Source organism: Bradyrhizobium cenepequi, from assembly GCF_020329485.1.
Lineage (GTDB): Bacteria > Pseudomonadota > Alphaproteobacteria > Rhizobiales > Xanthobacteraceae > Bradyrhizobium > Bradyrhizobium cenepequi.
Genome location: NZ_JAGKJI010000030.1, coordinates 40,040 through 65,000 on the forward strand (window position 1 = coordinate 40,040; position 24,961 = coordinate 65,000).

The 24,961-nt window shown below is 62.7% G+C and carries 25 protein-coding genes, 1 tRNA gene and 1 pseudogene (1 of these 27 only partly in view); 16 read left to right on the forward strand and 11 right to left on the reverse strand.

The window, feature by feature from the left end; genetic code table 11:
• Positions 1 to 8 precede the first annotated feature (8 nt).
• The 4 genes from J6497_RS26725 to coxB form a co-directional block, all read right to left on the reverse strand.
• A complete protein-coding gene (locus J6497_RS26725; protein ID WP_225707266.1) occupies positions 9 to 731 on the reverse strand; it encodes a heme-copper oxidase subunit III family protein in 723 nt (240 codons plus the stop codon).
• A gap of 15 nt (positions 732 to 746) precedes the next feature.
• Positions 747 to 1,451 carry a cytochrome c oxidase subunit 3 gene (locus J6497_RS26730; RefSeq protein WP_225707267.1) on the reverse strand — a complete coding sequence of 235 codons (705 nt, stop codon included), beginning with the start codon at positions 1,449 to 1,451 and terminating at the stop codon, positions 747 to 749.
• The gene (gene ctaD, locus J6497_RS26735; protein ID WP_225707268.1) at positions 1,448 to 3,223 is read right to left on the reverse strand and encodes a cytochrome c oxidase subunit I; all 1,776 of its coding nucleotides are present in this window, start codon (positions 3,221 to 3,223) and stop codon (positions 1,448 to 1,450) included. The genes J6497_RS26730 and ctaD overlap by 4 nt, the downstream gene beginning before the upstream one ends.
• Before the next feature lie 74 nt (positions 3,224 to 3,297).
• A complete protein-coding gene (gene coxB, locus J6497_RS26740) occupies positions 3,298 to 4,131 on the reverse strand; it encodes a cytochrome c oxidase subunit II (RefSeq protein WP_225707269.1) in 834 nt (277 codons plus the stop codon).
• A 525-nt stretch (positions 4,132 to 4,656) separates the two neighbouring features.
• Between coxB and J6497_RS26745 the strand changes: the two genes are divergently transcribed.
• From J6497_RS26745 to J6497_RS41285, 3 genes and pseudogenes are all read left to right on the forward strand, one after another.
• Positions 4,657 to 5,556, forward strand: a complete 900-nt coding sequence (locus J6497_RS26745; RefSeq protein WP_225707270.1) for a DUF2189 domain-containing protein — start codon at positions 4,657 to 4,659, stop codon at positions 5,554 to 5,556.
• A gap of 32 nt (positions 5,557 to 5,588) precedes the next feature.
• Positions 5,589 to 6,155, forward strand: a pseudogene (locus J6497_RS26750) (NAD(P)H-binding protein); the annotation flags it as partial.
• Positions 6,156 to 6,371: 216 nt separating this feature from the next.
• Positions 6,372 to 6,506: a hypothetical protein gene (locus J6497_RS41285; RefSeq protein ID WP_283845096.1), complete on the forward strand. Its 135-nt coding sequence runs from the start codon at positions 6,372 to 6,374 to the stop codon at positions 6,504 to 6,506.
• Positions 6,507 to 6,760: 254 nt separating this feature from the next.
• Here J6497_RS41285 and J6497_RS26755 read toward each other — a convergent pair whose 3' ends face one another.
• The gene (locus J6497_RS26755) at positions 6,761 to 7,726 is read right to left on the reverse strand and encodes a GNAT family N-acetyltransferase (protein ID WP_312010360.1); all 966 of its coding nucleotides are present in this window, start codon (positions 7,724 to 7,726) and stop codon (positions 6,761 to 6,763) included.
• Positions 7,695 to 8,909 (reverse strand): acyl-CoA dehydrogenase family protein, encoded by a 1,215-nt coding sequence (locus J6497_RS26760; protein WP_225707271.1) that lies wholly within the window; start codon positions 8,907 to 8,909, stop codon positions 7,695 to 7,697. Before J6497_RS26760 ends, J6497_RS26755 begins: the two co-directional genes overlap by 32 nt.
• 153 nt (positions 8,910 to 9,062) lie before the next feature.
• Between J6497_RS26760 and J6497_RS26765 the strand changes: the two genes are divergently transcribed.
• Positions 9,063 to 10,580 carry a winged helix-turn-helix domain-containing tetratricopeptide repeat protein gene (locus tag J6497_RS26765; RefSeq protein ID WP_225707272.1) on the forward strand — a complete coding sequence of 506 codons (1,518 nt, stop codon included), beginning with the start codon at positions 9,063 to 9,065 and terminating at the stop codon, positions 10,578 to 10,580.
• Positions 10,581 to 10,916: 336 nt separating this feature from the next.
• On the opposite strand, the gene J6497_RS26770 is transcribed toward J6497_RS26765, so the two are convergent.
• Positions 10,917 to 10,993 (reverse strand) — tRNA-Met (locus J6497_RS26770).
• Positions 10,994 to 11,281: 288 nt separating this feature from the next.
• On the reverse strand, positions 11,282 to 12,043 hold the full coding sequence (locus J6497_RS26775; protein ID WP_225707273.1) for an SDR family NAD(P)-dependent oxidoreductase: 762 nt from the start codon (positions 12,041 to 12,043) through the stop codon (positions 11,282 to 11,284).
• Positions 12,044 to 12,192: 149 nt separating this feature from the next.
• On the opposite strand from J6497_RS26775, the gene J6497_RS26780 reads away from it, so the two are divergent.
• Together J6497_RS26780 and J6497_RS26785 are read left to right on the forward strand one after the other, a co-directional pair.
• On the forward strand, positions 12,193 to 12,975 hold the full coding sequence (locus J6497_RS26780; RefSeq protein WP_225707274.1) for an SDR family oxidoreductase: 783 nt from the start codon (positions 12,193 to 12,195) through the stop codon (positions 12,973 to 12,975).
• Positions 12,976 to 12,988: 13 nt separating this feature from the next.
• Positions 12,989 to 13,978, forward strand: coding sequence for an NADPH:quinone reductase (locus J6497_RS26785; RefSeq protein WP_225707275.1), 990 nt, complete (start codon positions 12,989 to 12,991; stop codon positions 13,976 to 13,978).
• Here J6497_RS26785 and J6497_RS26790 read toward each other — a convergent pair.
• Positions 13,956 to 14,411: a DUF3775 domain-containing protein gene (locus tag J6497_RS26790; RefSeq protein ID WP_225707276.1), complete on the reverse strand. Its 456-nt coding sequence runs from the start codon at positions 14,409 to 14,411 to the stop codon at positions 13,956 to 13,958. The genes J6497_RS26785 and J6497_RS26790 overlap by 23 nt on opposite strands.
• Before the next feature lie 123 nt (positions 14,412 to 14,534).
• Between J6497_RS26790 and J6497_RS26795 the strand changes: the two genes are divergently transcribed.
• The 4 genes from J6497_RS26795 to J6497_RS26810 all read left to right on the forward strand — a co-directional run bounded on the left by J6497_RS26795 (position 14,535) and on the right by J6497_RS26810 (position 18,085).
• Positions 14,535 to 15,383, forward strand: coding sequence for an MBL fold metallo-hydrolase (locus J6497_RS26795; protein ID WP_225707277.1), 849 nt, complete (start codon positions 14,535 to 14,537; stop codon positions 15,381 to 15,383).
• Positions 15,384 to 15,529: 146 nt separating this feature from the next.
• Positions 15,530 to 16,372: a fumarylacetoacetate hydrolase family protein gene (locus tag J6497_RS26800; RefSeq protein WP_225707278.1), complete on the forward strand. Its 843-nt coding sequence runs from the start codon at positions 15,530 to 15,532 to the stop codon at positions 16,370 to 16,372.
• A 209-nt stretch (positions 16,373 to 16,581) separates the two neighbouring features.
• The gene (locus J6497_RS26805) at positions 16,582 to 17,199 is read left to right on the forward strand and encodes a glutathione S-transferase family protein (protein ID WP_225707279.1); all 618 of its coding nucleotides are present in this window, start codon (positions 16,582 to 16,584) and stop codon (positions 17,197 to 17,199) included.
• A gap of 13 nt (positions 17,200 to 17,212) precedes the next feature.
• Positions 17,213 to 18,085, forward strand: coding sequence for an MBL fold metallo-hydrolase (locus J6497_RS26810; protein ID WP_225707280.1), 873 nt, complete (start codon positions 17,213 to 17,215; stop codon positions 18,083 to 18,085).
• A gap of 155 nt (positions 18,086 to 18,240) precedes the next feature.
• Here J6497_RS26810 and J6497_RS26815 read toward each other — a convergent pair whose 3' ends face one another.
• Complete coding sequence (locus tag J6497_RS26815) at positions 18,241 to 18,783, reverse strand: methylated-DNA--[protein]-cysteine S-methyltransferase (protein WP_225707281.1); 543 nt, start codon at positions 18,781 to 18,783, stop codon at positions 18,241 to 18,243.
• Positions 18,784 to 19,018: 235 nt separating this feature from the next.
• Between J6497_RS26815 and J6497_RS26820 the strand changes: the two genes are divergently transcribed.
• Positions 19,019 to 19,831, forward strand: coding sequence for an alpha/beta fold hydrolase (locus J6497_RS26820; protein ID WP_225707282.1), 813 nt, complete (start codon positions 19,019 to 19,021; stop codon positions 19,829 to 19,831).
• A 63-nt stretch (positions 19,832 to 19,894) separates the two neighbouring features.
• Here J6497_RS26820 and J6497_RS26825 read toward each other — a convergent pair whose 3' ends face one another.
• A complete protein-coding gene (locus J6497_RS26825) occupies positions 19,895 to 20,350 on the reverse strand; it encodes a carboxymuconolactone decarboxylase family protein (protein WP_225707306.1) in 456 nt (151 codons plus the stop codon).
• Positions 20,351 to 20,461: 111 nt separating this feature from the next.
• On the opposite strand from J6497_RS26825, the gene J6497_RS26830 reads away from it, so the two are divergent.
• The 5 genes from J6497_RS26830 to J6497_RS26850 form a co-directional block, all read left to right on the forward strand.
• Entirely contained in the window at positions 20,462 to 21,328 is an 867-nt protein-coding gene (locus J6497_RS26830; RefSeq protein WP_225707283.1) for a sigma-70 family RNA polymerase sigma factor, read from the forward strand.
• A 92-nt stretch (positions 21,329 to 21,420) separates the two neighbouring features.
• Complete coding sequence (locus J6497_RS26835) at positions 21,421 to 22,095, forward strand: GntR family transcriptional regulator (RefSeq protein ID WP_225707284.1); 675 nt, start codon at positions 21,421 to 21,423, stop codon at positions 22,093 to 22,095.
• Positions 22,096 to 22,134: 39 nt separating this feature from the next.
• Positions 22,135 to 22,935: a phytanoyl-CoA dioxygenase family protein gene (locus J6497_RS26840; protein WP_225707285.1), complete on the forward strand. Its 801-nt coding sequence runs from the start codon at positions 22,135 to 22,137 to the stop codon at positions 22,933 to 22,935.
• A 182-nt stretch (positions 22,936 to 23,117) separates the two neighbouring features.
• Complete coding sequence (locus J6497_RS26845) at positions 23,118 to 24,458, forward strand: NAD(P)H-dependent oxidoreductase (RefSeq protein ID WP_225707286.1); 1,341 nt, start codon at positions 23,118 to 23,120, stop codon at positions 24,456 to 24,458.
• A gap of 233 nt (positions 24,459 to 24,691) precedes the next feature.
• Positions 24,692 to 24,961, forward strand: partial view of a TRAP transporter substrate-binding protein gene (locus J6497_RS26850; RefSeq protein ID WP_225707287.1) — the 5' end (the start) only. The gene runs 819 nt beyond the window's last position; 270 of the gene's 1,089 nt are visible here — the first part of the coding sequence; its start codon is at positions 24,692 to 24,694; its stop codon lies off the right edge, out of view.

The following is a 24,961-nucleotide window of genomic DNA, read 5'->3' on the forward strand; positions in this document are numbered from 1 at the left end:
CGCCGACCTCACCAAAGATAGAAAAGGGCAAAAATGAAAACCCACACAAGATCGACGAAGTGCCAGTACAGGCCCGTGATTTCGACGATCTCGTAATAGCCTTTCCGGCTTGTGAAAAAGCCACGCCTTTCGACATCGAAGTCTCCCCGCCAAACCTTTCGTGCGATGGCGATCAGGAAAATCACGCCGATGGTCACGTGGGTGCCGTGAAAGCCGGTGATCATGAAGAAGCTGGCACCGAACTGCGGCGCGCCCCACGGGTTGCCCCAGGGCCGGACACCCTCGATGATCAGCTTGGTCCATTCGAAGGCCTGCATTCCGACAAACGTGGCGCCGAATGCGGCGGTCGCCAGCATCAAGGCTGCCGTTCTGACGCGATCGCGGCGGTAACCGAAATTGACCGCCATCGCCATCGTGCCGCTGCTGCTGATCAGGATGAACGTCATGATGGCAATCAGGATGAGCGGGATATGCGCTCCCCCGATATTGAGCGCAAAGACTTCGCTGGGGTTGGGCCACGGCACTGTGGTGGACATTCGCGCCGTCATGTACGACAGCAGGAAACAGCTGAAGATGAAGGTGTCGCTCAGGAGGAAGATCCACATCATGGCCTTCCCCCAGGAGACATTCTTGAAAGCGCGCTGATCCGAGGACCAGTCGGCGGCGATCCCCCGCCAGCCCGAAAGCCGCGCAGGGGATGCTCCAATGTTTGTCAGTGCAGCTTCCGCCATCGGTCCGCGCCCTCCCTAACTGAGCAACTGGCGACAGATGTCGACGAAATTGTCGGTCCAGCCCGTCAGCACGCCAAGCAAGACCAGCCAGACCAGCAGCAGGAAATGCCAATAGATCGCGCAGAGCTCCACGCTCACGCGCACCTGCGCGACCTCAGCTCCGCGCCACACCTTGGCAGTCGTTCTGCCGAGTGCCACGAGACCGCCCATCAGATGCAACCCATGCGCCGCCGTTATTAGGTAGAAGAAAGAATTGGCCGGGTTGGACGCCACGAAATATCCAGCAGCATTCAGCTGTCGCCACGCCAGAAGCTGCCCAACCAGGAACGTAACGGCGGAGGCTCCCCCACCGACCAAGCCGAGAATTACGCCGTCCATATTGTCGCGGCGCGCGGCGATGTACGCCCATTGCAGCGCGACACTGCTCAACACCAGCACGCCCGTATTGAACCACAGCAGCGCCGGCAGCGGCAGCGTCCGCCAGTCCACCATGTTCATGCGCATGGAGTAAGCGCTGATGAAAAGTGCAAACAGCGAGCCGACGACCGCGAGAAACACCCCTAATCCGATCTTCGCCGCCTGCGGCGACGATCCGCTCTCCTCGCGAAGGTCGACGATCACTCCCTCCTCCAGCCAGGGTTTGGCAGTCAGCCGTTGCTGCGAGAGCCACCATCCCGCAATTGCCGCGACTCCAGCCATGAACAGGATAATGGCGCTCACGGATGGGCCCCCTGCGCCGACAGTCTGGTCGGCGGTTCATTTTGCGGCACGAAGTCCCTGGCGGCGCCGGGTACGCTGTAATCGTAGGCCCAGCGATAGACGATCGGGAGCTCCTTGCCCCAGTTGCCATGCCCCGGCGGGGTCTCTGGTGTCTGCCATTCCAGCGACGTGGCTCCCCAGGGATTGCCGCCCGCCTCTTTGCCTTTGAACAGGCTCCAGATCAGATTGAATATGAAGACAAGCTGGGCAAAGCCGACAATCAGGGCCGCCACGCTCATGAACGCATTGAGATCATGAGCAGATGCCGGGATGAAAGACGTTTCGCCAATGTCGTGATAGCGGCGGGGCATGCCCAAAAGGCCCAGATAGTGCATCGGGAAGAAAACCGCATAGGCACCGAGGAACGTGACCCAGAAGTGGAATCGTCCGAGCACCTCATTGAGCATTCGTCCCGTGACTTTCGGATACCAATGGTAGATCCCGCCGAACACGGCCAAGATCGGTGCAATGCCCATCACCATGTGAAAGTGTGCCACGACAAACATCGTGTCTGACAGCGGAACGTCCACGACCACGTTGCCGAGAAACAGGCCGGTCAGTCCGCCGTTCACGAACGTGATGATGAACGCCAGCGCGAACAGCATCGGGATGGTGAGATGAATATCGCCGCGCCAGAGCGTCAGCACCCAGTTGTAAACCTTGATCGCGGTCGGGATGGCGATGATGAGCGTCGTGGTGGCGAAGAAGAACCCGAAATACGGGTGCATGCCGCTCACATACATGTGGTGCGCCCATACGATGAAGCTGAGAGCGCCGATTGCCACGATGGCCCAGACCATCATGCGATAGCCGAAGATGTTCTTCCGCGCGTGGGTGCTGATCAGATCGGAAATGATGCCGAAGGCCGGCAAGGCGACAATATAGACTTCGGGATGGCCGAAGAACCAGAAAAGGTGCTGGAACAGGATTGGGCTGCCGCCGCCATATTTCGTCAGCTCGCCCATCTCGACGAGTGTCGGCATGAAGAAGCTGGTCCCCAACAGACGGTCGAGCAGCAGCATCACCGAGGCGACGAATAGCGCGGGGAAGGCCAACAACGCCATGACGGTGGCAGTGAAAATGCCCCACACCGTCAACGGCATCCGCATCAACGTCATGCCGCGCGTACGCGCCTGCAGCACCGTCACCACATAGTTGAGCCCGCCCATGGTGAAGCCGATGATGAACAGGATCAGAGAAGCCAGCATGAGAATGATGCCCCAATCCTGCCCGGGGGAGCCGGAGAGAATTGCCTGCGGCGGATAGAGCGTCCAGCCGGCGCCGGTGGGCCCGCCAGGCACGAAGAAGGTCGAGGCCAGCACCAGGACCGCGAGCAGGTAGACCCAATAGCTCAGCATGTTCACATAGGGGAACACCATGTCCCGGGCGCCGACCATGAGCGGGATGAGATAGTTGCCGAACCCTCCAAGGAACAACGCGGTCAGCAGGTAGATCACCATGATCATGCCATGCATGGTGATGAACTGGAGATATTGGTTGGCATCGATGAAGGAGAATGTGCCGGGAAATCCCAGCTGCAGTCGCATCAGCCAAGACAGCACCAGCGCGACCATTCCGATCGCCATTGCTGTGATCGAGTACTGGACGGCGATAACCTTGGCGTCCTGCGAAAAAACGTACCTCGTCCACCAGCTCTTCGGGTGATAGAGCTCGACCTCACCCACTTCGGCGGGCGGGACGCCTGCGACTGTGTCAAACGGGACATCGACCATCGGAATACCCTCCTTGGTCTTCTGTTCAGCGACGAGTTTGGCTCACGAAATCCGGCCTATTCCCGTCGGTGTGTTCATTCGCGACCTGTCTTGTACGCCGCCTTCGATACATTGCCCTGCTCCGACAACCCGGCGAACGTCCGCTGCTTCTCCAGCCACGCGTGATATTCTTTCTCTTCCTCGACGATGACCTTGCTGCGCATTTGCGCGTGCGCGGCACCGCAGAGCTCTGCACAGAGAACATCGAATGTTCCGGTGCGGGTGGGCGTGAACCAGTAATAGGTAACCGAGCCCGGTATCATGTCCATCTTCGCCCGGAACTCAGGCACATAGAAATCATGCAGCACGTCAATTGAGCGGAGCAGCACCTTCACCGGTTTCCCGATCGGCAGGTGCAGATCGTCGTTTTGAATAACGACGTCGTCTTTTCCGTTTGGATCGTCGGGATTCAACCCCATCGGATTGTCGGCACTGACAAGGCGGGCATCGGAGGTCCCAAGCCGGCCGTCTTTTCCAGGAAGCCGGTAGCTCCATTGCCACTGCTGTCCCATGACCTCGACCTCGGTCGCGCCGGCCGGAACGGTGACGAACTGGTGCCAGACGAACAGTCCGGGTGCCAACATCGCCGCAACGCCGATTGCAGTCCCGACGCTGAGCCACCATTCGAGCCGCTTGTTTTCGGGATTGTAGTCCGCCTGCCTTCCTTCCTGATGGCGAAAGCGGAAGACGCAGTAGGCCATGAACCCGACGACCGCGACGAAGACCGCTCCGGTGATCCAGAACGTCAGGGTGATGGTGTGGTCGATGTAGCCCCAGTTTGAGGCAAGTGGCGTCCACCACCACGGGCTGAAAAGGTGAAACACCACCGAGGCGATCGCGACCAAAAGCAGTATGATTGCTACAGCCATCCCTCATGCATCCTTGCCGCTAAAGGCTGCGGATACGAACCGGAGGGCGGAGCTCACGTCTGTCGCGATGGCGGACTCACGTCCGCTGTCGTCGTGCCTCTTACCTCGCCCATTCCACCGGTCGCGACGCCGAGTGCACGCCACGGCCGCAAGTCTCATCGGAGCTGGGGGCGTCGAAAGCAACATGGTACGCGTTGAGCCGGGCGTCAATAGTGGAGGAAGCCGCGGCCTCGTCCCGTGCGTTACCGACGCTGCGCCAACCGGCAATTGTCGCTGGCTCCGCTGGTTTGGCGGTGCAGCGCAACAAAAGGATTGTGCAGACGCACAATTCACCCAACCGTGAGCATTGTTGTCTTGCGCTCATCGCGCTAAGCTTCCTGCACTGGTCGCGACAGGTGTTGTCCGGCAAAGCTCCTTCTGAATTGGTTCGCCGGGCTCGATCGCGATTTTCGCGCATGAGGCGAATGCGCGCGAGTTGAAGGCCGCGCCGTTCCTCCTGCGACCACGAGCAAGGAGACCGGCACCATGGCCACTCAGTATTTTGCAAGACCTCACCTGCAATTCTTCGGCGTCTCCACCGCATATGTCGTTCGCAAGGTCAGCCTTTCCGACTTGCGCGACGCGTTGCGCCTGGGCTGGGAAGATTTCCAGGCCATCCCAACTCACGCTGTCGTCCTGTGCGCAATTTATCCCGTTCTTGGTCTTGTCCTGTTCAGACTAGTCGTTGGCTATTCCGTGCTGCCGCTGCTCTTTCCACTGGCCGCCGGTTTCACGTTGATCGGTCCTTTTGCCGCGCTCGGCCTCTACGAACTCAGCCGTCGCCGCGAGCGAGGCGAGGAAGCCGCCGCATGGCACGCGATGCGCGTGCTGAGTGCACCATCGTTCGGCGCCATTCTCGGACTAGGCGTGCTCCTGCTAGTTCTGTTCGGGGTCTGGATCGCTGCCGCGGACGCCATCTACGTTGCCACGTTCGGCCATGCCGCGGCCGCAAGCATCCCTGATTTCGCAACACGCGTGTTGACGACGCCGGAAGGTTGGTCGCTCATCATCATCGGCTGCGGCGTCGGCTTCCTGTTCGCCGTCGTGTCCCTGTGCGTCAGTGTTGTATCGTTTCCGTTGATGCTGGACAGACATGCCACTGCGATAGACGCCATCCGGACATCGCTGCGGGTCGTGAAGGAGAATCCATTTGTAATGGCCGCATGGGGGCTGATTGTTGCGGCACTCCTGGTGATCGGTTCGCTGCCGCTGTTCCTCGGCCTCGCTGTCGTGCTGCCGGTGCTCGGTCATGCCACCTGGCATCTCTATCGGAAGGTGGTGGAGCCCGACCCGAATCCCGCACACGAGCAGCCCCGCACGCCGATAGGTCACCGCTATGCGGCAGATTTCCCGGCATCCCTCTTCCCGTGGAGTCACGAACGCTAGCCGAAGCAACCACGAACGGTCACACCATCACCGTGTTCGGCGGAACCGGCTTTGTCGGCAGCCGCATCGTTCGCCATCTCTCCAATCACCAATTTCCGGTCCGGATCGCGTCAAGGCATCCGGACCGGGGACACAGGCAGCCTGGTGCTGAGAAGCCGCAGCTTCAATTCGTAGAGGCCAACATTCACGATGCGCGATCAGTCGCCGATGCGCTGATCGGCGCCTACGGCGCCATAAACGCGGTCAGCCTTTATCGCGAGCGCGGGACAGAGACTTTTCACTCCGTTCACGTCGAGGCGGCTCAACGGGTAGCAGCCGAGGCCCACCGGGCTGGAGTCAAACGGCTTGTTCACGTTTCGGGGATCGGCGCCGATGCCGCCGCGCCGTCCCGCTATGTCCGCAAGCGCGGCGAAGGCGAACGGGCGGTCCGCGCAGAATTCCGCGATGCTTATCTCATTCGCCCGGCTGTGATGTTTGGACTGGACGACGCGTTTCTCAACACCATCCTCAACCTCCTTCGTCGGCTTCCGATCTATCCGATGTTCGGCCGCGGCCAGACCAGATTGCAACCGGTCTATGTGGAAGATGTTGCGGAAGCGGTTGCCCGGCTCATGGCGCGAGCCGAGACCCACCCGACCATCTTCGAGTTCGGCGGCCCGACCCCCTACTCTTACGAGCAACTGCTCAGAGCGATCGCCCATCAAGCCGGCTTCGCCCCTCTCCTGATTCCAGTCCCGTTTGTCGTTTGGCATGCGCTGGCATGGGCCTCCGAAATGCTCCCTGCCCCACCCCTTGCTCCTCATCAGGTGGAGCTGATGCAGATCGACACCGTGCCATCACCAAAGATGGCTGGATTTGCCGAGCTTGGCATTTCCCCACATTCGATCGAGGAAATCCTCCAAAGGATGTTATCGGGGGATGAAAGCGGCGCCCCGGCTAATCCGCCTTAGCGGGCTGACCGTTCACACGCAACGTCCGCCCGTGCGTCGAAGAAGCTTCCGACTGTGCGCAGCGTAGTTGCGAGATGATTGAACCTGGGGGCCGGGTCAGACCATTCGGGTCAACTCGGTCGCCAAAAGAAAGCCCCTGCAATTCACTGAAATTGCTGGGGCTCTGCCAACTTGGTTGCGGGGAGGCGCAACCACCGATACCGACATTCGGTTCAAGTTGCGATTTGACTGCGCCGGTGAGGGATCCTTCGCGATCACATGAAGCCCGGGTTGCGCGGTAGATACTGGACCCAGTTGCCGAATTCACGCGACGACATCAGCAACATCGGAAACTTGATGCGCATTCCATGCTCCATCGCGGTGTTGAGAGCCGCCTCGCTTGCGCCAGGCAAGAATGCCGATATCCGCGACGAGCCGCTCTCTGCCGCCAGGCGCATCGCCGTTCTCAACGCAGGAGCGACGGCGCGGGACTCCGTGACGGCGAGCGGTCCGATGTGTCCGCCGGCGTCCACGTAAGCGTAGCCTACCCAATCGCTTCCGTCGTAGAGATTGAACCCTCTCGTCCCGCTATCGTTGATCAGATAGCGGTGATGCTTTTCGCGCGACACGCCAAGAACCCGCTCGTCCGCTTGCGCGAGGCGACGCAGGGTCGAAGCTTCTTCCTCGATCAGCGTGAAGTCGAATTGCGGGCCCTGCAAGCGGCCGATCAAATGCTCTCGCGATGCGCTGACGCTGTAGATCGGAAATCGCGGAAGCAGTCCGTGGCGGATGTAGAGCCCTTGCGAGACCGTGTTGAAGCTGAAGGTGATGAGCACCCTGTTCGAAGCGCCCGATGTCTTGGCGTGCTCCAGAGTGCGCTTGATCAGCTCGTTGCCCACGCTCCGCCCCTGGTGATCGGGCGACACGAACAGCTGCGCCAGAAACCACATGTCACCGCAGACCCAACTCCAGGCGAAGCCGAGGATCCGGCCGTCCTCTTCCGCCACCCACAAGCCGTCGGCATCGTCCTCCAAGGAAAACAACTGAAACCTGGGAGGAGAGGAAACGGCCATGGACCCGAAGCCATGCCGTTCCGTGAGATCGTTGATGCTGGAGACGACGAGGGTGTCTGCGAATTCCAGATCCTGCGCACGTGCCGGCCGGCAAACCACAGACATCGGGCAACTCCGTTGGATGGTTGCGTAACGTTCAAAACCTCGCCGTGCCGGGATCGAGCCCAAGCGCCAGCCGTCCGGCGATAATGTAATTGTTCGGGCTCATCGCGATGTGCTTCGCTGCAGCGTGCACATCGCGGACCGCACGCTCCAGGGCGCAGGTCTCGAAGATGGCGGCCGCGCCCGCGCTGGCCGCCAGCATGTCGGTGATGGACATCGCAGTCTCGGCAGCATGGGCGTTGGCGATCCGAATGGTCGCGCGCGCCTCCACCAGCCGTTCGCCGTCCATCTCGGTCGCAGCCATCAAGCCCCTCATGGCATCGATCAGGAAGGCGCGGGCGGCGCGAAGCATCGCTCTCGTCCGCCCGACCGTCGCCTGAACGGTTTCACGATCGCGCAGCAACGCCCGGGTGCCCAGGCGGCTTTTCCGGCAGGCAAGCTCCGCGAACGAGGCAATGGCGCCCGACGCGATGCCGAGCGGCACCCCGCAGATACTCCACGCGAACACCGATGACGGCGGCATGCGATACAGCAGTCCGGCCTGGGTCGGTTGCAATCCGAGAAAGGGATGGGCGTGAGCGGCTGGCACGAAAATATCCCGTGCCTCGAAATCGCAACTTCCGGTGCCGCGCAGTCCGGACACATGCCAGTTGTCGAGGATCGTCACGTCGCCCCGGCCGGGATAGCAGCAGATGAGGGGCGAGTCCGGATCCTCGGGATTGACGCTGGCCAGCACCATGAATCGGGTCGCGTGATGCGCGCCGCTGCCAAACGGCCAGCGCCCGGAAACGCAATAACCGCCATCGACGGGGATCGCTGTGCCGACCGCACCGGTCGAGCTGGCGACAAAGCTATGCCGGTCGGCAAACCAATCGCGTGCGACGGCCTCACTGAGGTAGCCGCCGATCCGGCTCATGCCGCCGCCGTTGCCGACGAGCCAGCCGACCGAGCCGTCGAGCGCCGAGGCGGCCTCGACGACGCTCATGAACTCGAAGGGAGACAGCTCGGGCCCGCCGAGCGCTTCGGGTAGCCACAGGCGAAACAGGCCTGCATCGGCGAGCGCTGCGAAAACGGCGTCGGGCAAGCGCCGGCCGCCGTCGAACTCGCTGCGTTGCGCAGCGGTCAGCGGGGCTAGCGCCTGGACGGCCTCGAGCAGGCGGCACCCCGGGTCCGAGGCACCGGCAATCACGTCCGCACCGGGACGGGCCACTAGGTCGTCCGTCTCCATCGCATCGCAGGAATCGCGCATTAGGCAGTCCTCGACGTTTTCTTAGGCCGGCGCAGCATGATCGTCCGTTTCCGGGCGGTCCTGAATCCGTTCCGAAAAAGTTGCAAAAAATGTAATCTCCAAGCCATGACGATCCACGAATTCGGTTCCTACCGCCTCGACGCGGAGGCCGAGATGCTCTTTCAAGAGTCCGAACCGATCGCGCTCGGACGGCGCGCGGTGATGCTGCTTCGGCTGCTTGTCGAACGGGCCGGAACGCCAGTTTCCAAGGACGCACTGATGCAGGCGGCATGGCCGGGGCTTGCCGTCGAGGAGAGCAATCTGACGGTGCAGATCGCCGCCCTGCGGCGGATATTTGCCGAGGTCGACGGGGGCGCGACCTGGATCGAGACGCTGCCGCGCCGCGGCTACCGTTATGTCGGGCCGCCGGTGGTCACCGCCGAATCCGGTGCCGACCTGCCCACGTCACCGGCACATGCAGCGTCCGATAGGCCGTCGCTCGCGGTGCTTCCGTTTTCCAATCTCAGCGGAGATCCCGCGCAGGATTATTTTTCCGACGGGATCACGGGAGACATCATCGCCGAATTGTCGCGGTTCAGGTCGCTGTTCGTCGTCGCCCGCCACTCCAGCTTCGCCTACAGGGGCAGGTCGGCCGAGATCAAACGGGTCGGCCGCGAGCTCGGCGTCCGGTACGTGGCCGAAGGGAGTGTGCGCAAGATCGGCAGCCGGGTGCGAGTGACCGTCCAGCTTCTCGATGCCGGGAGCGGTTATAATCTCTGGACCGAACGCTACGACCGTGAACTCGAAAACATCTTCTCCCTGCAGGACGAGATCGTCCGGGCGATCGTCGCGGCCCTGCCGGGCCGACTGGAGGACGCTGGCCGCGAGACCGCCAGACGCAAGCGGACTTCGAGCATTACCGCTTATGATTTGGTTCTGCTGGGGAACGCGCGGTGGCGTCAGTTGACCATGAAGGGTATGGCGGAGGCCAGGGAGTATTTCCGGAACGCCGTCGCGCTTGACCCCCAATATGCCCGCGCCCACGTCAACATCGCCTGGACGATCGTCTGCGACGTGTTTCTCGAATCACCCGCCACCGCGACATTGGACGAGGCGCTTCGCGAGATCGAAACCGCGCTCGATATCGACGACGGCGACGCCTGGTCTCATGGCGTCTTCGCGCAGCTGCTGTTCCTGCGAAACGAGGACGCCAAGGCCGAAATCCATTTCAGCCGGGCTCTCGCGCTCAATCCAAACGACGCCGATGTCGCCGCCGTTTTCGCCAATATCCTGGTCTACTGGGGGCGGTGGCGCGAGGCGCTCACACGGATCGGGGCGGCCAAACGGCTCAACCCCTTTCCGCCCAACCTGTACCATTGGTATCACGCGCTCGCGCTTTATTCGGGGCACGAGTACGAGCGGGCGGTCAAAGCGTTGATGGAGGCGCGATCCCTCGATAGGTGGTCGCACGGACTCCTTGCGGCCTGCTATGCGCAGATGGGCCGGCTCGGCGAGGCGCGGTTTGAAGCGGAGGCATTCGTGAGGGAACGCTCTCGTGAACTGAACGAGAATGGTGACGCCTTACCCGCGAACACGCTTGATCTTGCTCAGGCGCGAGCCGGAAGGTACAGGGATCCCGCCGACCGCGAACACTTCCTCGATGGGTTACGCAGGGCAGGTCTAACCGGCTGATACGGCACGCTGCCGTTTTCCTTTCGAGACATAAGCTGCAGCCTGCTGCTTCGAACTCCTGACCCGCTGTTTCGAGCTTCTAGGTGCAATATAAAAACAACGGCGATTCCATTGTTTGTCACGCCGCATCGATCCTGATGAAATTCGGCGATGGTATTAGGACCGCCTCGTTGACGTGAAAAAAGGCGCAATCATTCGCCACCCGCGCTTACACCAATTACAATTGGTGGGTGGGCGATTTGAACCTACAATCAAGTGGTTGATATTGTTGGGATGATTCCAACGCCAAAACAAAACCCCAACAATCTACCGAGATTGCTGGGGTTTTGTCGAACTTGGTTGCGGGGATAGGATTTGAACCTATGACCTTCAGGTTATGAGCCTGACGAGCTACCGGGCTGCTCCACCCCGCGTTAAACTGAATATCCGCCTTGCATGGAGAGAGGCCGAACGTAAAGCGGACAACGCTTGAAGAGGCGCCGCTCGATCCGTTCGAAGACTTCCTGAGAAGGCGACCCGGGGCCGAGGGCAACCCGGGCGCGAGGCGTATGTATCAATGCTCATCCGCTTTGGAAAGCCCTTCGACACAGGTTTTTTGAGGTTTTGTGACGGCCAAATGGACCGGATTCGCGCGAAACCGGCCTTGGGAACCAATCTTGCCAGAAAGGCCGCAAAAGTGGAGGCACAGCAGGCTGGAAGGTTCAATTCAGCAAGAATCCGCCGTCGACCGTCACCACGCTGCCGGCCATGTACCGCGAGGCTTTTGAGGCCAGCAGCAGGATCGCGCCATCGAGATCGGATTCGGCGCCGACCCGGCGCTGCGGAATCCGCTTGGTCAGTTTCTCACCTGCCGGAGTCGCCCAGAAATCGTGGTTCATCTCGGTGTCGATATAGCCGGGGGCCAGCGCGTTGACGCGGATGTTGTTGCCGGCGAGCTCCAGTGCCATCACCTTGGTAGCTTGGATGATGCCGGCCTTCGAGACCGTGTAGGGCGAGAGGAATTTCATCACGCCGAGGCCGAGCACGGAGGCGATGTTGACGATGTTGCCTTCCTGCTTGCGCGCGATCATGCGCCGCGCCAGTTCGGTCGCCAGGAAATAGGCGCCCTTGAGATTGGCGTTGATCACGGCATCCCAATCCGCCTCGGTCTGCTCGGTCGACAGTTTCTCGATGGCGATGCCGGCGTTGTTGATCAGCACGCTGACCGGGCCGAATGCGGCTTCGGCGACGTCCAGTGCCTTGCCGATGCCGGTGATGTCAGTGACGTCCATCTGCACCGCGGCGGCGCGGCCGCCCTTCCCCCTGATCTCCTCCTCCAGGCTCTTCAGCTTGCCGGTGTGACGCGCCGCCAGGACGACGGCCGCGCCATGCGCGGAAAGGACGCGGGCGAATTGCCGCCCGAGCCCCTGGCTCGCGCCCGTGATCAAGATGGTTTCCTGGCTGACATCGAACAGATCGGACATGCTGTGCTTCCCAAACTTTGATATGCGCACATTGATACCTACGATTTCGGCCGGCGCAACGCCGCAGGACTTATCAGGCCGCGCGGCGTTGGCTAAACTGGCCGCATCGAACCTTTCAGAAACTCACCTGACATCACGGGAGTGAAACAGTGGATCTTGGGATCAAAGGCCGCCGTGCCATCGTCTGCGCTTCAAGCAAGGGTCTGGGCCGCGCTTGCGCCATCGCGCTCGCCAATGAGGGCGTCCACGTCACGTTGACGGCGCGCGGCGCCGAAGCGCTGAAGAAGACGGCGGATGAGATCCGCAAGGCGAACCCTGCTATCACTGTCACCGAGATCGTCGGCGACATCACGACGCCCGCGGGCCGCGAGGCCGTGCTGAAGGCCTGCCCCGATCCGGACATCCTGATCAACAATGCCGGCGGCCCGCCGCCTGGCGATTTCCGCAACTGGACCCGCGACGACTGGATCAAGGCGATCGACGCCAACATGCTGACCCCGATCGAGCTGATCAAGGCCACCGTCGACGGCATGATGGCACGGAAATTCGGCCGCATCGTCAACATCACCTCGGCCGCGGTGAAGGCGCCGATCGAGATCCTTGGGCTTTCCAACGGCGCGCGTGCCGGCCTCACCGGTTTCATCGCCGGCCTTTCGCGCAAGACCGTCATCAACAACGTCACCATCAATGCGCTGCTGCCAGGGCCGTTTGAGACCGACCGCCTGCTGGGCACAGCGAAAGCTGAAGCCGACAAGCGCGGCATCACGCCCCAGCAACTGCTGGCCGAGCGCGCCAAGCTCAATCCCGCCGGCCGCTTCGGCGATCCCGAGGAGTTCGGTTACGCCTGCGCGTTCCTGTGCGGCGCCAAGGCCGGCTTCATCACAGGCCAGAACATCCTGCTCGACGGCGGCGCCTTCCCAGGTACGCTGTGAAGATGGTCACGCTGTGAGAGCGGTCTGGTACGAGCGGACCGGGCCGGCGGCGGAGGTCCTGACCTTTGGCGAGATGCCGACGCCGGCGGCAGCCGCGGGCGAGGTGCGGATCCGCCTGGAAGCCTCCGGCGTCAATCCCGCCGATGTCGGCCGCCGCGGCGGCAATTATCGGGCGATGGAATATCCGCGCGTGATCCCGAACAGCGACGGCGCAGGGATCGTCGATCAGATCGGCGACGGCGTGAAGCGGTTCAAGGTCGGTGACCGGGTCTGGCTGTTCAACGGCCAGCGCAACGGCCGCGCCTTTGGCACCGCCGCGGAATATATCGCCCTCGCCGAGCACCTCGTGATGCCGCTGCCGGATGATCTCTCATTCGCGGAAGGCGCCACCCTCGGCATCCCCTGCATGACCGCATGGTGCTGCCTGTTTGCGGATGGACCGATCATGGGCAAGACGGTGCTGGTCACCGGTGGCGCCGGTGCAGTCGGCCACTACGCTGTACAACTGGCGAAATGGGGCGGCGCCGAGGTGATCGCGACTGTCAGTTCATCGTTCAAGGCCGAGCAGGCGCGGCGCGCGGGCGCCGATCTCGTGATCAACTACAAAGAGGAAGACGTCGTTGCGAAGGCGATGGCGTTCACCCATCAGCGTGGCGTCGACCGCATGGTCGATGTCGATTTCGGCGGCAATCTTGCAACCACGCTAAAGCTGATGGCGGTCAATTCCACGATCGCGGTCTACGCCACCAACGGCAATCGCAACCCGATCGTGCCGATGCGCGAATTGATGGAGAAGTGCATCGCCTTGCGCGCCCTGGTGCTGTTCGCGCTGCCGCCACCGCTGCTCGCCGCGGCGCAGGCCGACATCACCAAATGGCTCGCGGCCGCATCGCGCCTTCATAACATCGCCGGGCAATTTGCACTGTCGCAGACGGCGCAGGCTCACCTGGCGGTCGAAAAGGGCGATAAGCTCGGCACGGTTATTGTTGATTGCGCTCGTTGACCGAACGCTCGCTCTCGCTGGAGGAATCGGCTGAGGTATGCTCGCCATCCCATGGACGGCCGAACGCTTCCAGACCTTCCGCCAACAAATCGCCCAGCATGGGCTCGCCGAGCAGATAGCGCGCGGTACGATCGTTATATTGATCGGCGGCCTCTCGCCGCAGCTCGTCCCATTCCTCGATCCGACGATCGCCACGGCCAAGCCGCATCAGGGCGACGAGATCGATCTGCTCGTCTTCGGAAAGCGCGCGGATGAAGCCCCTGATTTCCCGCTCGACCGGGTCGCGACCATTGTCTTCCAGCACATCGACCATCTCGTCATCGGCGGCATTCGAGCCGGAGTCCGGGTCCGACGCCGCTTCCTTGACATCGAATTCCCGCGCTTTCTCGATCAAAAAGCCGACTTTATCGGTCGATATTGACAGTTCCGGCATTACGCGCGCTCCTGCTTTATCGATCCGATAACGCCGGATCGTGCGGGATGATCCATTGCGCGGGCCAGCGGAAACCAGCATCTTCCGCGGTAACAAAGCGTCACAAAAAGAAGGAAGCGGCGGATGGCGTGGAAAGTAGGCGGGGTCAAGATCACGAAGGTCGTCGAATTGGAGACGGTCGGGCATACCCGCTTCATCCTGCCGCTCGCGACCTCTGAAGAAATCCAGAAGCTGCCCTGGCTCATTCCCCATTTCGCCACTGACGAAGGCCGGCTGAAAATGTCGATCCATTCGCTGTTGTTGGAGACGCCGACGCGGCGGATTATTGTCGATACCGGGCTCGGCAATGACAAGCAGGGCCGCAACGTGCCCACCTGGAACAACCGCAAGCATCCCTTCCTGGAGACCCTGACAGCGGCGGGCTTTCCGCCTGAGAGCATCGACACCGTGCTGTGCACGCACCTGCATGTCGACCACGTCGGCTGGAACACGAAGCTCGTCGACGGCCGATGGGTGCCGACCTTCCCCAAGGCCCGCTACGTGTTCGGCCGGACCGAATTCGAGCATTGGCGCGACCACGGCAAATCGCCCGATCACATCGCGGTGTTTACCGATTCCGTGGAGCCCATCGCGGATGCCGACCGGGCGGACCTCGTGCCGTCCGACCATCGCCTGACGGACGAGATCATGCTGATCCCGACGCCCGGCCACAGCCCGGGTCATATGAGCATCCATATCCGCTCCGACGGCGAGGAAGGGCTGCTCACCGGAGACGTCGCCCATCATCCCTGCCAGATGGCCCATCTGGACTGGTCCTCGACGGCGGATTCAGACCCCGAGCAGTCGGTGGTGACGCGGCGCGAATTATTCTCCCGCTTCGCCGATACGCCGACGCTAGTGATCGGCGGCCATTTCAATGCCGGGCACATCAAACGCGAGGGAGATGCCTTCAAGTTCACCGCGCTTGGATAGCTTGCTGCAATCAGGGTGTGCAGAGCACTAACGCGCCTGTGCCCGCCCTACCCTGCGCTTTCGGCAGTTGAATTTCGCCCCGCGCTGTTCCATGAAGCGTCGCAAGTCCGTAAGCCCCAAGAAACCCGTTTAGGGAGTGATCAAAAATGAAGCTTGTTCGTTACGGCGCGAAGGGTGAGGAAAAGCCCGGCCTGATCGATAAATCCGGCCAACTGCGCGACCTGTCGGCGCATGTGAAGGACCTCACCGGCGAGGCCTATTCGCCACAATCCCTCGCCAAGCTTGCCGCGCTCGATCCGTCCAAGCTGCCAGTAGTTCCCGGCAACCCGCGCCTCGCCGCGCCGGTCACCGGCATCTCGAAATTCGTCGCCATCGGGCTGAACTACACCGACCATGCCAAGGAAACCGGCAACCCCATTCCCTCCGAGCCGATCTTCTTCCTGAAGGCCAACACCGCCCTCTCCGGCCCGAACGATCCGGTGGAAAAGCCGCGCGGTTCGACCAAGCTCGATTGGGAAGTCGAGATCGCCGCCATCATCGGCACCCGCGCCAAATACGTCTCCGAGGCCGATGCGCTCAATCATATCGCCGGCTACTGCATCTGCAACGACGTCTCCGAGCGCAATTTCCAGATCGAGCGCCTGGGCCAATGGACCAAGGGCAAATCGCACGACACCTTCGGCCCGCTCGGACCCTGGCTCGTCACCAGGGACGAGATTCCGAACGTGCAGAGCCTTTCGATGTGGCTCGATGTCAACGGCCAGCGCCGGCAGACCGGCTCGACCTCGACCATGATCTTCTCGATGGCGAAGTGCATCTCCTACGTCTCGCAATTCATGACGCTCTTGCCCGGCGACATCGTCACGACCGGCACCCCGCCCGGCGTCGGCACCGGCATGAAGCCGCCGCAATACCTCAATGTCGGTGACGTCGTGACGCTCGGCATCGAAAGCCTCGGCGAGCAGCGCCAGGAGATCGTCGCGGCGTAACAGCCGCTCTCTCCACGTCATTGCGAGCGCAAGCGAAGCAATCCATGGCGCCACTTGCTGAGACATGGATTGCTTCGTCGCTACGCTCCTCGCAATGACCACGTAGCCGCGTAGGGTGGGCAAAGCGAAGCGTGCCCACCATTCCAGACCTTGCACGTGATGGCGGGCGCGCTTCGCTTTGCCCACCCTACGACTGAAGAGGCATTCCCATGAAGCTCACCTTCTCGCCCGCCTCGCCATTTGCCCGCAAGGTGCGGATCGCCGCGACTGAGACTGGACTGATCGACAAGATCGAACTGGTCCCCACCACGGTCGCACCGGGTACGGCGAATGACACCTATACGCGCGACGTCAATCCGCTGAAGAAGCTGCCAGTGTTGATCCTCGATGACGGCGACGTCATCCTGGATTCCTACGTCATCGTCGAATATCTCGACGATCTCGCCGGCGGCGGAAAATTGATTCCGGCATCCGGACCGGCGCGCTGGAAGGCGAAGACCGACCATTCGCTGCTGCAGGGCATGCTCGATTCCATGCTGTTGTGCCGCTACGAGAAGATGGCGCGGCCGCAGGGCTCGCAGTGGCAAGCCTGGTATGACGACCACTGGAATCGGGCCTGGGCCGGCATGGCGCGGTTCGAGCAGCGGGAGGATGTGCTCTCCGGCCCGTTCAATGTCGCGCAGATCGGACTGGTTTGCGTGCTCGGCTATGCCGATTTCCGCTTCCCCGACTGCGGCTGGCGCAAGGCCTATCCGAAACTTGATGCGTTTAACCAGAAGATGCTGGAGCGGCCGTCGGTCAAGATCTCTGTGCCGCCGCCAGCGTGAAGCGGAGCCTGCCATGAGCCTCACCTTCTCGATCGGAGACCTCACCATCCATCGCATCATCGAGCAGGAGACGACCTTCCTGCCGGCGCTGGACATGCTGCCCGGTCTGACGCCGGACGTGCTGGCCGAGAACCGGGCCTGGATGCGCGAGGCCAACGCGCTCGATGATAGCGACGTGCTGCTGCTGTGCTTCCAGTCCTATGTCGTGAAGACGCCGCATCACACCATCCTGATCGACAGCTGCATCGGCAACGACAAGCCGCGCCCGCAGCGGCCGAAATGGAACATGAAGACCGATGACACCTATATGCGCGGGCTCGCCGCGGCTGGGTTCTCGGTCGAGGACATCGACTATGTGATGTGCACGCATCTGCATGTCGACCATGTCGGCTGGAACACGCGATTGGAAAACGGCCGCTGGGTGCCGACCTTCCCGAAGGCGCGCTACGTCTTCGCCAAAGGCGAGTTCGATTACTGGACCGCGCAGAACGAGAAGGCTGCGGTGCCGCCCTTCGTCGACAGCGTGCTGCCGATCGTGGAGGCAAAGCGCGAGGCGATCGTGAACCATGATTTTGCGATCGGCGATCACGCGCGCATCCTGTCGACGCCCGGGCATACGCCGGGCCATGTCGCCTTCACCCTTGGGCGCGGCAAGGACGACGCCGTGTTCTCCGGTGATCTCATGCACTCGCCGTTGCAGACGCGCTATCCCGAACTGTCGGCGAAGTTCGACGTCGATCAGCCGCAGGCGGCGCGGACGCGGCGGAATTTCCTGGAGCGCTATTGCGACACTGCCACGCTCTGCTGCACCGCGCATTTCCCCTCGCCCTCGGTCGGCAAGATAAGGCGCAGAGGTGACGGGTTTTCGTGCGAGGCGACCGCGTAGCTCTCATCTTTACCTCTCCCATAGGGAGAGGTCGGATCGCGCCAGCGATCCGGGTGAGGGGTTTTGCTCGATCGAGGGACCGTAACCCCTCACCCGCGCCTTTGGCGCGACCTCTCCCTTCGGGAGGTAGTCGGAGTTCGCTGCACCGTCGGAACTCAATCAAACAAGCTCGGCGTGTGGTTGACGATCGCGCCCTCGATCTCGAGAATCTTCAGCTTCGTCACCACACCGCCATTCGCGGAAAAGCCGCCAGGCTTGTTGCCGGCCGCGAGCACGCGATGGCAAGGTACGACGATCGGGCACGGATTGCGGCCGAGCGCCTGGCCGACGTCCCGCGACAGCTCGATGCCGCCGAGTTGCTTGGCGATCTCGCCATAGGTCATGGTCCTGCCCGGCGGAATCCTGCGCGCAATGTCGTAGACGCCGCGGTTGAACTCCGGCACGTCGTCAAGATCAAGCACGACATCGGCAAGATCGTTCGGCTTGCCCTTGAGCAGTTCGGTCATGCGCTCGATCGCGCTTCTCACGTCCGCCGGCGGTGTGGCTTCAGTCACCTCGCCGCTCCGCTGCTGGATGCGCTTGCGGGTCTTTTCCTCGGTTCCCATCGGCAGTTGCACGCCGGTGATGCCGTGCTCACCCCACACGACGCCGCAAGCGCCGATCGCGGTGTCGAAGATCGCAAAATGCTGGCCGGTCATGGCTTGCTCCATATCCGCTTTGCTCCATGTAGGAGCTTGATCCTTGTCGCGAAATCTAGGCTTGGCGAATATTGCTAACCACCCGAATCCTGACCGGAACCCGAGACATCGGCAATACCGGATTCGGCGGCATCCACCTGAAAAAGCGAGGCTTCCGCCCTGCGTTTTCTGGCATGGGCAGCGCTTCCCTTCCGTGGAATCATGAGCCGTATCTTCAGCTTCCACGAGCGTTCGCATGCAAACTGTTAGCGTCAATGGATACGACATGGCCTATCTCGAGGTGGGCGAAGGCCCGCCATTGGTTTGCGTGCACGGCTCGCTCTGCGATTTCCGCATCTGGTCGGCGACGCTAGGCCCGCTCACGCGCACACACCGCGTGATCGCGGTCAGCCTGCGACATTTCTTCCCCGACCGCTGGGATGGCATCGGCGACACCTATTCGATTGCCCAGCACGTCGAAGACGTCATCGCCTTCATCGAGCAGCTTGAGCCGAAACCGGTCGACCTGATGGGGCATTCGCGCGGCGGACACGTCTCCTTCCGTGTTGCGCAACGGCGTCCCGATCTGCTCCGCAAGCTGATCCTGGCCGAGCCCGGCGGCGAGCTTGACGCAACGCTCGATCCCGAATTCAAACCCGGTCCCTCGCCGCTGGCGGCGCGGATCGCGGCTTCGGCCGAGGTGATTGCCCGGGGCGACATCGATGGCGGCCTGCAGATCTTCATCGATGCGCTGGAAGGTCCCGGCGCCTGGAAGCGACTGCCGGCGGCCGTGAAAGAGCCGTTGCGCGACAACGCGACGACGCTGATCGGCCAGACGCGCGACAAGCGTCCGCCATTCTCGAAGGCGGACGCCGAGGCGATCCGCACGCCGACGCTGTTCATCGGCGGCGCCAACACCAAGGGAGCGCTGCCGAAGGTGCTGCACACGCTGGCAGCCCATGTGAAGGGCGCGCGCACCGAGATCATCCCGGGCACGACCCATCCGATGTTCGAGCAGGCTCCGCAGCGTTATTGCGAGATCGTGCTGGATTTTTTGGCGGGGTCATAAGCCAGAGCAAGAAGCGTCGCCCGGATGGAGCGTGCGCTCCATCCGGGCGAAGGGTCGCGGCGATCACACCTTCCATGCGCCGACCGGTTGGCGGACGGCGACGTTAAGGCGATTCCAGACGTTGATGACGGCGATCGCAAGGATCAGGGACGCCAGTTCCTTTTCGTTGAAATGCTTGTCGGCTTCGTGCCAGATCGCATCCGGCACCCCCTCCTCGCGGTCGCTCAGCCGGGTCAGCGATTCCGTCAGCGCAAGCGCGGCGCGCTCGGCGTCGGTGAAGTAGGGCGCGTCGTGCCAGGCGGCGACGCAGAACAGCCGCTCGTCGGTTTCGCCTGCCCTCTTCGCGAGTTTCGGATGCATGTCGACACAGACGCTGCAGCCGTTGATCTGGCTGGCACGCAGGTGCACGAGTTCGAGCAGTTTCTCCGGCAGGCTGCCGTGCGGCAGGTTGCTGAGCGTCTGCATCGTCGTCATGGCCTCAGGAATGACCATCACCGGGTGGTTCATGCGGGCTTGCATCATTGGTTCTCCTTAACCGTTGCCTTTGACGCGGTCCGGCCGATTTGCTGTCACATCGACTGGATTTGCTTCGTCATGGCCATGACGGATCCGAGGTGAAGAGTGTGACCGATGGACGAGAAAAACTTTCGGGCCGCCCAATTCGAGGCCAACCGGGCCCATCTGCGCGCGGTGGCCTACCGCATGCTTGGCTCGACGAGCGAGGTCGACGACGCCGTGCAGGAGACCTGGCTGCGGCTGAGCCGCACCGATGCCTCCGCAGTCGACAATCTGGCAGGCTGGCTGACCACCGTGATCGCCCGCGTCTGCCTCGACATGCTGCGCGCGCGCAAATCCCGCCGCGAGGAACCTATGGGGCCGCACGTGCCCGAGCCGGCCGCGCACGATACGCATGAGCGCGACGCCGAGGTGGCCGATTCCGTCGGGGCGGCGCTGCTGGTGGTCCTCAATACGCTCGCGCCCGCCGAACGGCTGGCTTTCGTACTGCACGACATGTTCGCCGTTCCCTTCGAGGAGATCGCGCCGATTGTCGGCCGCACGCCGGCGGCGGCGCGCCAGCTCGCAAGCCGTGCCCGGCGCCGCGTGCAGGGCTCGCGCGAGCCAGCCGATATCGATGCGGCGCGGCAACGCAGGATCGTCGAGGCATTCCTGGTAGCCTCGCGCGACGGCGATTTCGAAGGCCTGCTCGCGGTGCTTGATCCCAATGTCGTGTTCCGCGCCGACGAAGCGGCGCAGCGATTGGGATCGCTGGCGGAAATCCGCGGCGCGACCGCTGTCGCCGAAACCTTCAGGGGACGTGCGCAGACTGCAAGGCCGGCGCTGGTCGATGGCCGTCCGGCGCTGGCGGTCATTCTCGGTGGGCAACTGCGGATCCTGCTGCAGTTCACCATTGTTGGCGAGACGATCACGGCATTCGAGGCCATTGCCGATGCCGAGCGGATCGCGGCATTCGACGTCGAGGTGCTCCAGAGCAGTTAGCGCGGGGGCGGCCAGGTTCGCCTTGACCGCGTCTCAGGCCGAGAGTAGCCTTTCCGAATACGGAATTCCGTATTCCAAAGGGAACGCCCGGCATGCTGCCGCTCGAGCCGCTACCCAACCTGATCGACCAGGTCTATGCGCGGATCCTGGAGGCGATCATCGACCGCACGCTGCCGCCCGGGCAGCGCATTACCCAGAACGAGCTTGCCGAGAAGCTTGGCGTGTCGCGCCAGCCGGTGTCGCACGCCCTGCATCTGCTGCACCGCCAGGGATTGGTCGCCGAAAGCGGCCGCCGCGGCTTCGAAGTGACCCAACTCGATCCGCAGCGCATTCGCCAGCTCTACGAGGTCCGCGGCGCGATCGACGCGCTGGCGGCGCGGCTCGCCGCCGGGCGCAGCAGGACCGATGTTTCCTGCCGTGGACGGCTCGAGGCGGCGCTCACCGCCGGACGCGCGATCGACGCGCACACCCCGCTCGCAGAACTGATCGCGCGCGATGTCGACTTCCACAGCGCGATCTATGTGCTGTCAGGCAATCCCGCGATCGAGGAGATGATCGCGCCGCAATGGGCGCATATGCGCCGCTCGATGGCGACCGTACTTGCCGAGCTCGACTATCGCGAGAGCGCCTGGGCCGAACATGAGCAGATCGCCGCTTATGTCCTTGACGGCAACGCGAAAGCGGCCGAGGCCGCCGCACTCGCGCATGCGCAGACCGCAGGACGGATGACCGAGGAGAGATTGAGAGTCGCCACCATCGCGGCATGACGACTGAAAGATGAAAGAAAACCAAAAGGAGGAAGCACCATGAAACTGACGCCAGAGCAGATCGAATTCTTCAACCGCGAGGGCTGGCTGTTCCTGCCCGAATTGTTCAGCCAGGAAGAGGTGGATTTCCTCGCGCGCGAGGCGGTGAGTATCTACGACGCCAACCGTCCCGAGGTGTGGCGCGAGAAGAGCGGCGCCCCGCGCACCGCCTTTGCCGCGCATCTCTACAACGAGGCCTTCGGGGCCCTCGGCGCGCATCCGCGCATGATCGAGCCGGTCGAGCAGATCTTCGGCGAGAAGGTCTACATGCACCAGTTCAAGATCAATGCGAAAGCGGCCTTCACCGGCGACGTCTGGCAGTGGCACCAGGATTACGGCACCTGGAAGCGTGACGATGGCATGCCGGAGTCGCGGGCGATGAACATCGCGATCTTCCTCGATGAGGTGATGCCGATCAACGGCCCCTTGATGCTGGTGCCGAAGAGCCATCACGCCGGCGACCTCAAGGCCGCCCATGACCTTCAGACCACCTCCTATCCGTTGTGGACGCTGGACGAGGAGACTGTGACGCGCCTGGTGAAGGAAGGCGGCATCGTCGCGCCGACCGGCAAGGCCGGTGGCATGCTGATGTTCCACGGCAATCTCGTGCATGGCTCGGCCGGCAACATCACGCCCTATCCGCGCAAGATCGTGTATCTGACGCTGAACGCGGTCTCGAACTACATCCGCACCCCGACGCGGCCGGAGTATATCGCCCATCGCGATTTCGCGCCGATCCAGACGGTCGAGGACGGCGCGCTGGTCCGATTGGCGCGTGCACCGCGGCAGGCGGCGGAGTAATCTCTCTCGCTGTCATTCCGGGGCGCGACGAAGTCGCGAGCCCGGAATCCATCGGGCCGCATACGCGCAAGCGGAGAAATGGATTCCGGGCTCGACGCGGAGCCTGTCATCGGGCCGCGCTTTGCGCGGACCCGGTGGCGTCGCCCAGGAATGACCAAGCCAATTAGCATCGGATTCCCCCCATGAACCTCCACCACCTCCTCAAAGCCCGCGCCGCCGCCGGCAAGCCGGTTAGCGTAGCGCTGATCGGGGCCGGAAAATTCGGCTCGATGTTCCTGTCGCAGGTGCCGCACACGCCGGGATTGGAGGTGCCGGTCATTGTCGATCTCGACCGCGAGCGCGCGCGCGAGGCGTGCCGCACCGTCGGCTGGGACGAGGCACGGATCAAGGCCACCACCTTCACCGACGACGGCGCGCGGGCAATTGCGGGCGGCGCGATGGACGTGGTGGTGGAAGCAACCGGCAATCCCGCGGTCGGCATCAAACATGCGCGCGCGGCGATCGCGGCCGGCAAGCACGTGGTCATGGTTAATGTCGAGGCCGACGTGCTGGCGGGCCCGCTGCTCGCAGAAGAAGCGCGCAAGGCGGGCGTGGTCTATTCGCTCGCCTATGGCGACCAGCCGGCCCTGACGGCGGAGATGGTGGATTGGGCACGCGCCACCGGTTTTCGCGTCGTCGCCGCCGGCAAGGGCACGAAGTATCTGCCGGCCTATCATGACGTGACGCCGGAAGGCGTCTGGGGCCACTACGGCCTCACTGCCGGCGAGGCGCAATCCGCCGGCATGAATCCGCAGATGTTCAACTCCTTCCTCGACGGCACCAAGTCCGCGATCGAGATGGCGGCGATTGCCAACGTCACCGGCCTCGACGTGCCCTCCGATGGCCTTCTGTTCCCGCCCTGCGGCGTCGACGATCTCCCGCACATCTTGCGGCCGTGCGAGAAAGGCGGTGTGCTGGAGAAATCGGGCGTGGTGGAAGTGGTGTCGTCGATCGAGCGCGACGGCCGTCCGGTCTTCCGCGACCTGCGCTGGGGCGTCTATGTCGTGCTGGAGGCGCCGAACGATTATGCGGCCGACTGCTTCAAGCAATATGGGCTGAAGACCGACGCCTCAGGCCGCTATGCGGCGATGTACAAGCCCTATCATTTGATCGGACTGGAGCTGAACATCTCGGTGCTATCGGCAGCGTTGCGCTATGAGCCGACCGGCGAGCCGCACGGCTTTCGCGGCGACGTCGCCGCGGTTGCCAAGCGCGATCTGCGCGCAGGCGAAGAGCTCGACGGCGAAGGCGGCTATACGGTGTGGGGGAAGCTGATGCCGGCACAAGCGAGTCTTACCGCCGGCGCGCTGCCGATCGGGCTCGCTCATCGCGTGAAGCTGAAGAACAATGTCGCGCATGGCGCAGTGGTGCGCTGGAGCGATGTCGAGATCGACGCTGGTAGCGAGACGGTCAAGATACGCAAGGCGATGGAAGCTGCGTTCGGCGGGAGTAAGGCGACAGGTGTCGAGCGCGTGCCTGCCTGAAGATTGAGCGCGCGCTTCGCATCTGCGATAGAGCATAGCGCTTGATTATCGCAGCCCGAACGGTCATGCTCCCTGACGGAACCGGAAGTTTCGGAATTCCAACAACAAGAGCCTGTTGAAGGCCTGCGAACCTAATCACCACAATCCAGCGTCGGTCACCGACGAAGCCAAAAACGACACTCAAGATCGTTGTCCCTCGTCGAGGTATCGACATCAGCTAGAGGGGAAACGCAATGAAACGTCGTGAATTCTTGAAGGCAGGCGGCATCTCGCTCGCCGCGAGCGCTATTGCTGCGCCCGCGGTCGCGCAATCGATGCCTGAAGTGAAATGGCGCCTGACGGCGAGTTGGCCGAAGGCGCTCGATACGCTCTATGGCGGATGCGAATTCTTCTGCAAGCGCGTGGCCGAGATCACCGATAACCGATTCCAGATCCAGCCCTTCGCGGCCGGCGAAATCGTGCCCGGCCTGCAGGTGCTCGATGCCGTGTCGAACGGCACGGTC

Coding starts and splice junctions, on each gene's coding strand:
- J6497_RS26725 (WP_225707266.1), bottom strand. CDS start 731: ATGGCGGAAGCTGCACTGACAAACATTGGAGCATCCCCTGCGCGGCTT.
- ctaD (WP_225707268.1), bottom strand. CDS start 3,223: ATGGTCGATGTCCCGTTTGACACAGTCGCAGGCGTCCCGCCCGCCGAA.
- coxB (WP_225707269.1), bottom strand. CDS start 4,131: ATGGCTGTAGCAATCATACTGCTTTTGGTCGCGATCGCCTCGGTGGTG.
- J6497_RS26745 (WP_225707270.1), top strand. CDS start 4,657: ATGGCCACTCAGTATTTTGCAAGACCTCACCTGCAATTCTTCGGCGTC.
- J6497_RS41285 (WP_283845096.1), top strand. CDS start 6,372: ATGCAGATCGACACCGTGCCATCACCAAAGATGGCTGGATTTGCCGAG.
- J6497_RS26760 (WP_225707271.1), bottom strand. CDS start 8,909: ATGCGCGATTCCTGCGATGCGATGGAGACGGACGACCTAGTGGCCCGT.
- J6497_RS26765 (WP_225707272.1), top strand. CDS start 9,063: ATGCTCTTTCAAGAGTCCGAACCGATCGCGCTCGGACGGCGCGCGGTG.
- J6497_RS26775 (WP_225707273.1), bottom strand. CDS start 12,043: ATGTCCGATCTGTTCGATGTCAGCCAGGAAACCATCTTGATCACGGGC.
- J6497_RS26790 (WP_225707276.1), bottom strand. CDS start 14,411: ATGCCGGAACTGTCAATATCGACCGATAAAGTCGGCTTTTTGATCGAG.
- J6497_RS26795 (WP_225707277.1), top strand. CDS start 14,535: ATGGCGTGGAAAGTAGGCGGGGTCAAGATCACGAAGGTCGTCGAATTG.
- J6497_RS26800 (WP_225707278.1), top strand. CDS start 15,530: ATGAAGCTTGTTCGTTACGGCGCGAAGGGTGAGGAAAAGCCCGGCCTG.
- J6497_RS26805 (WP_225707279.1), top strand. CDS start 16,582: ATGAAGCTCACCTTCTCGCCCGCCTCGCCATTTGCCCGCAAGGTGCGG.
- J6497_RS26810 (WP_225707280.1), top strand. CDS start 17,213: ATGAGCCTCACCTTCTCGATCGGAGACCTCACCATCCATCGCATCATC.
- J6497_RS26815 (WP_225707281.1), bottom strand. CDS start 18,783: ATGACCGGCCAGCATTTTGCGATCTTCGACACCGCGATCGGCGCTTGC.
- J6497_RS26820 (WP_225707282.1), top strand. CDS start 19,019: ATGCAAACTGTTAGCGTCAATGGATACGACATGGCCTATCTCGAGGTG.
- J6497_RS26825 (WP_225707306.1), bottom strand. CDS start 20,350: ATGCAAGCCCGCATGAACCACCCGGTGATGGTCATTCCTGAGGCCATG.
- J6497_RS26830 (WP_225707283.1), top strand. CDS start 20,462: ATGGACGAGAAAAACTTTCGGGCCGCCCAATTCGAGGCCAACCGGGCC.
- J6497_RS26835 (WP_225707284.1), top strand. CDS start 21,421: ATGCTGCCGCTCGAGCCGCTACCCAACCTGATCGACCAGGTCTATGCG.
- J6497_RS26840 (WP_225707285.1), top strand. CDS start 22,135: ATGAAACTGACGCCAGAGCAGATCGAATTCTTCAACCGCGAGGGCTGG.
- J6497_RS26845 (WP_225707286.1), top strand. CDS start 23,118: ATGAACCTCCACCACCTCCTCAAAGCCCGCGCCGCCGCCGGCAAGCCG.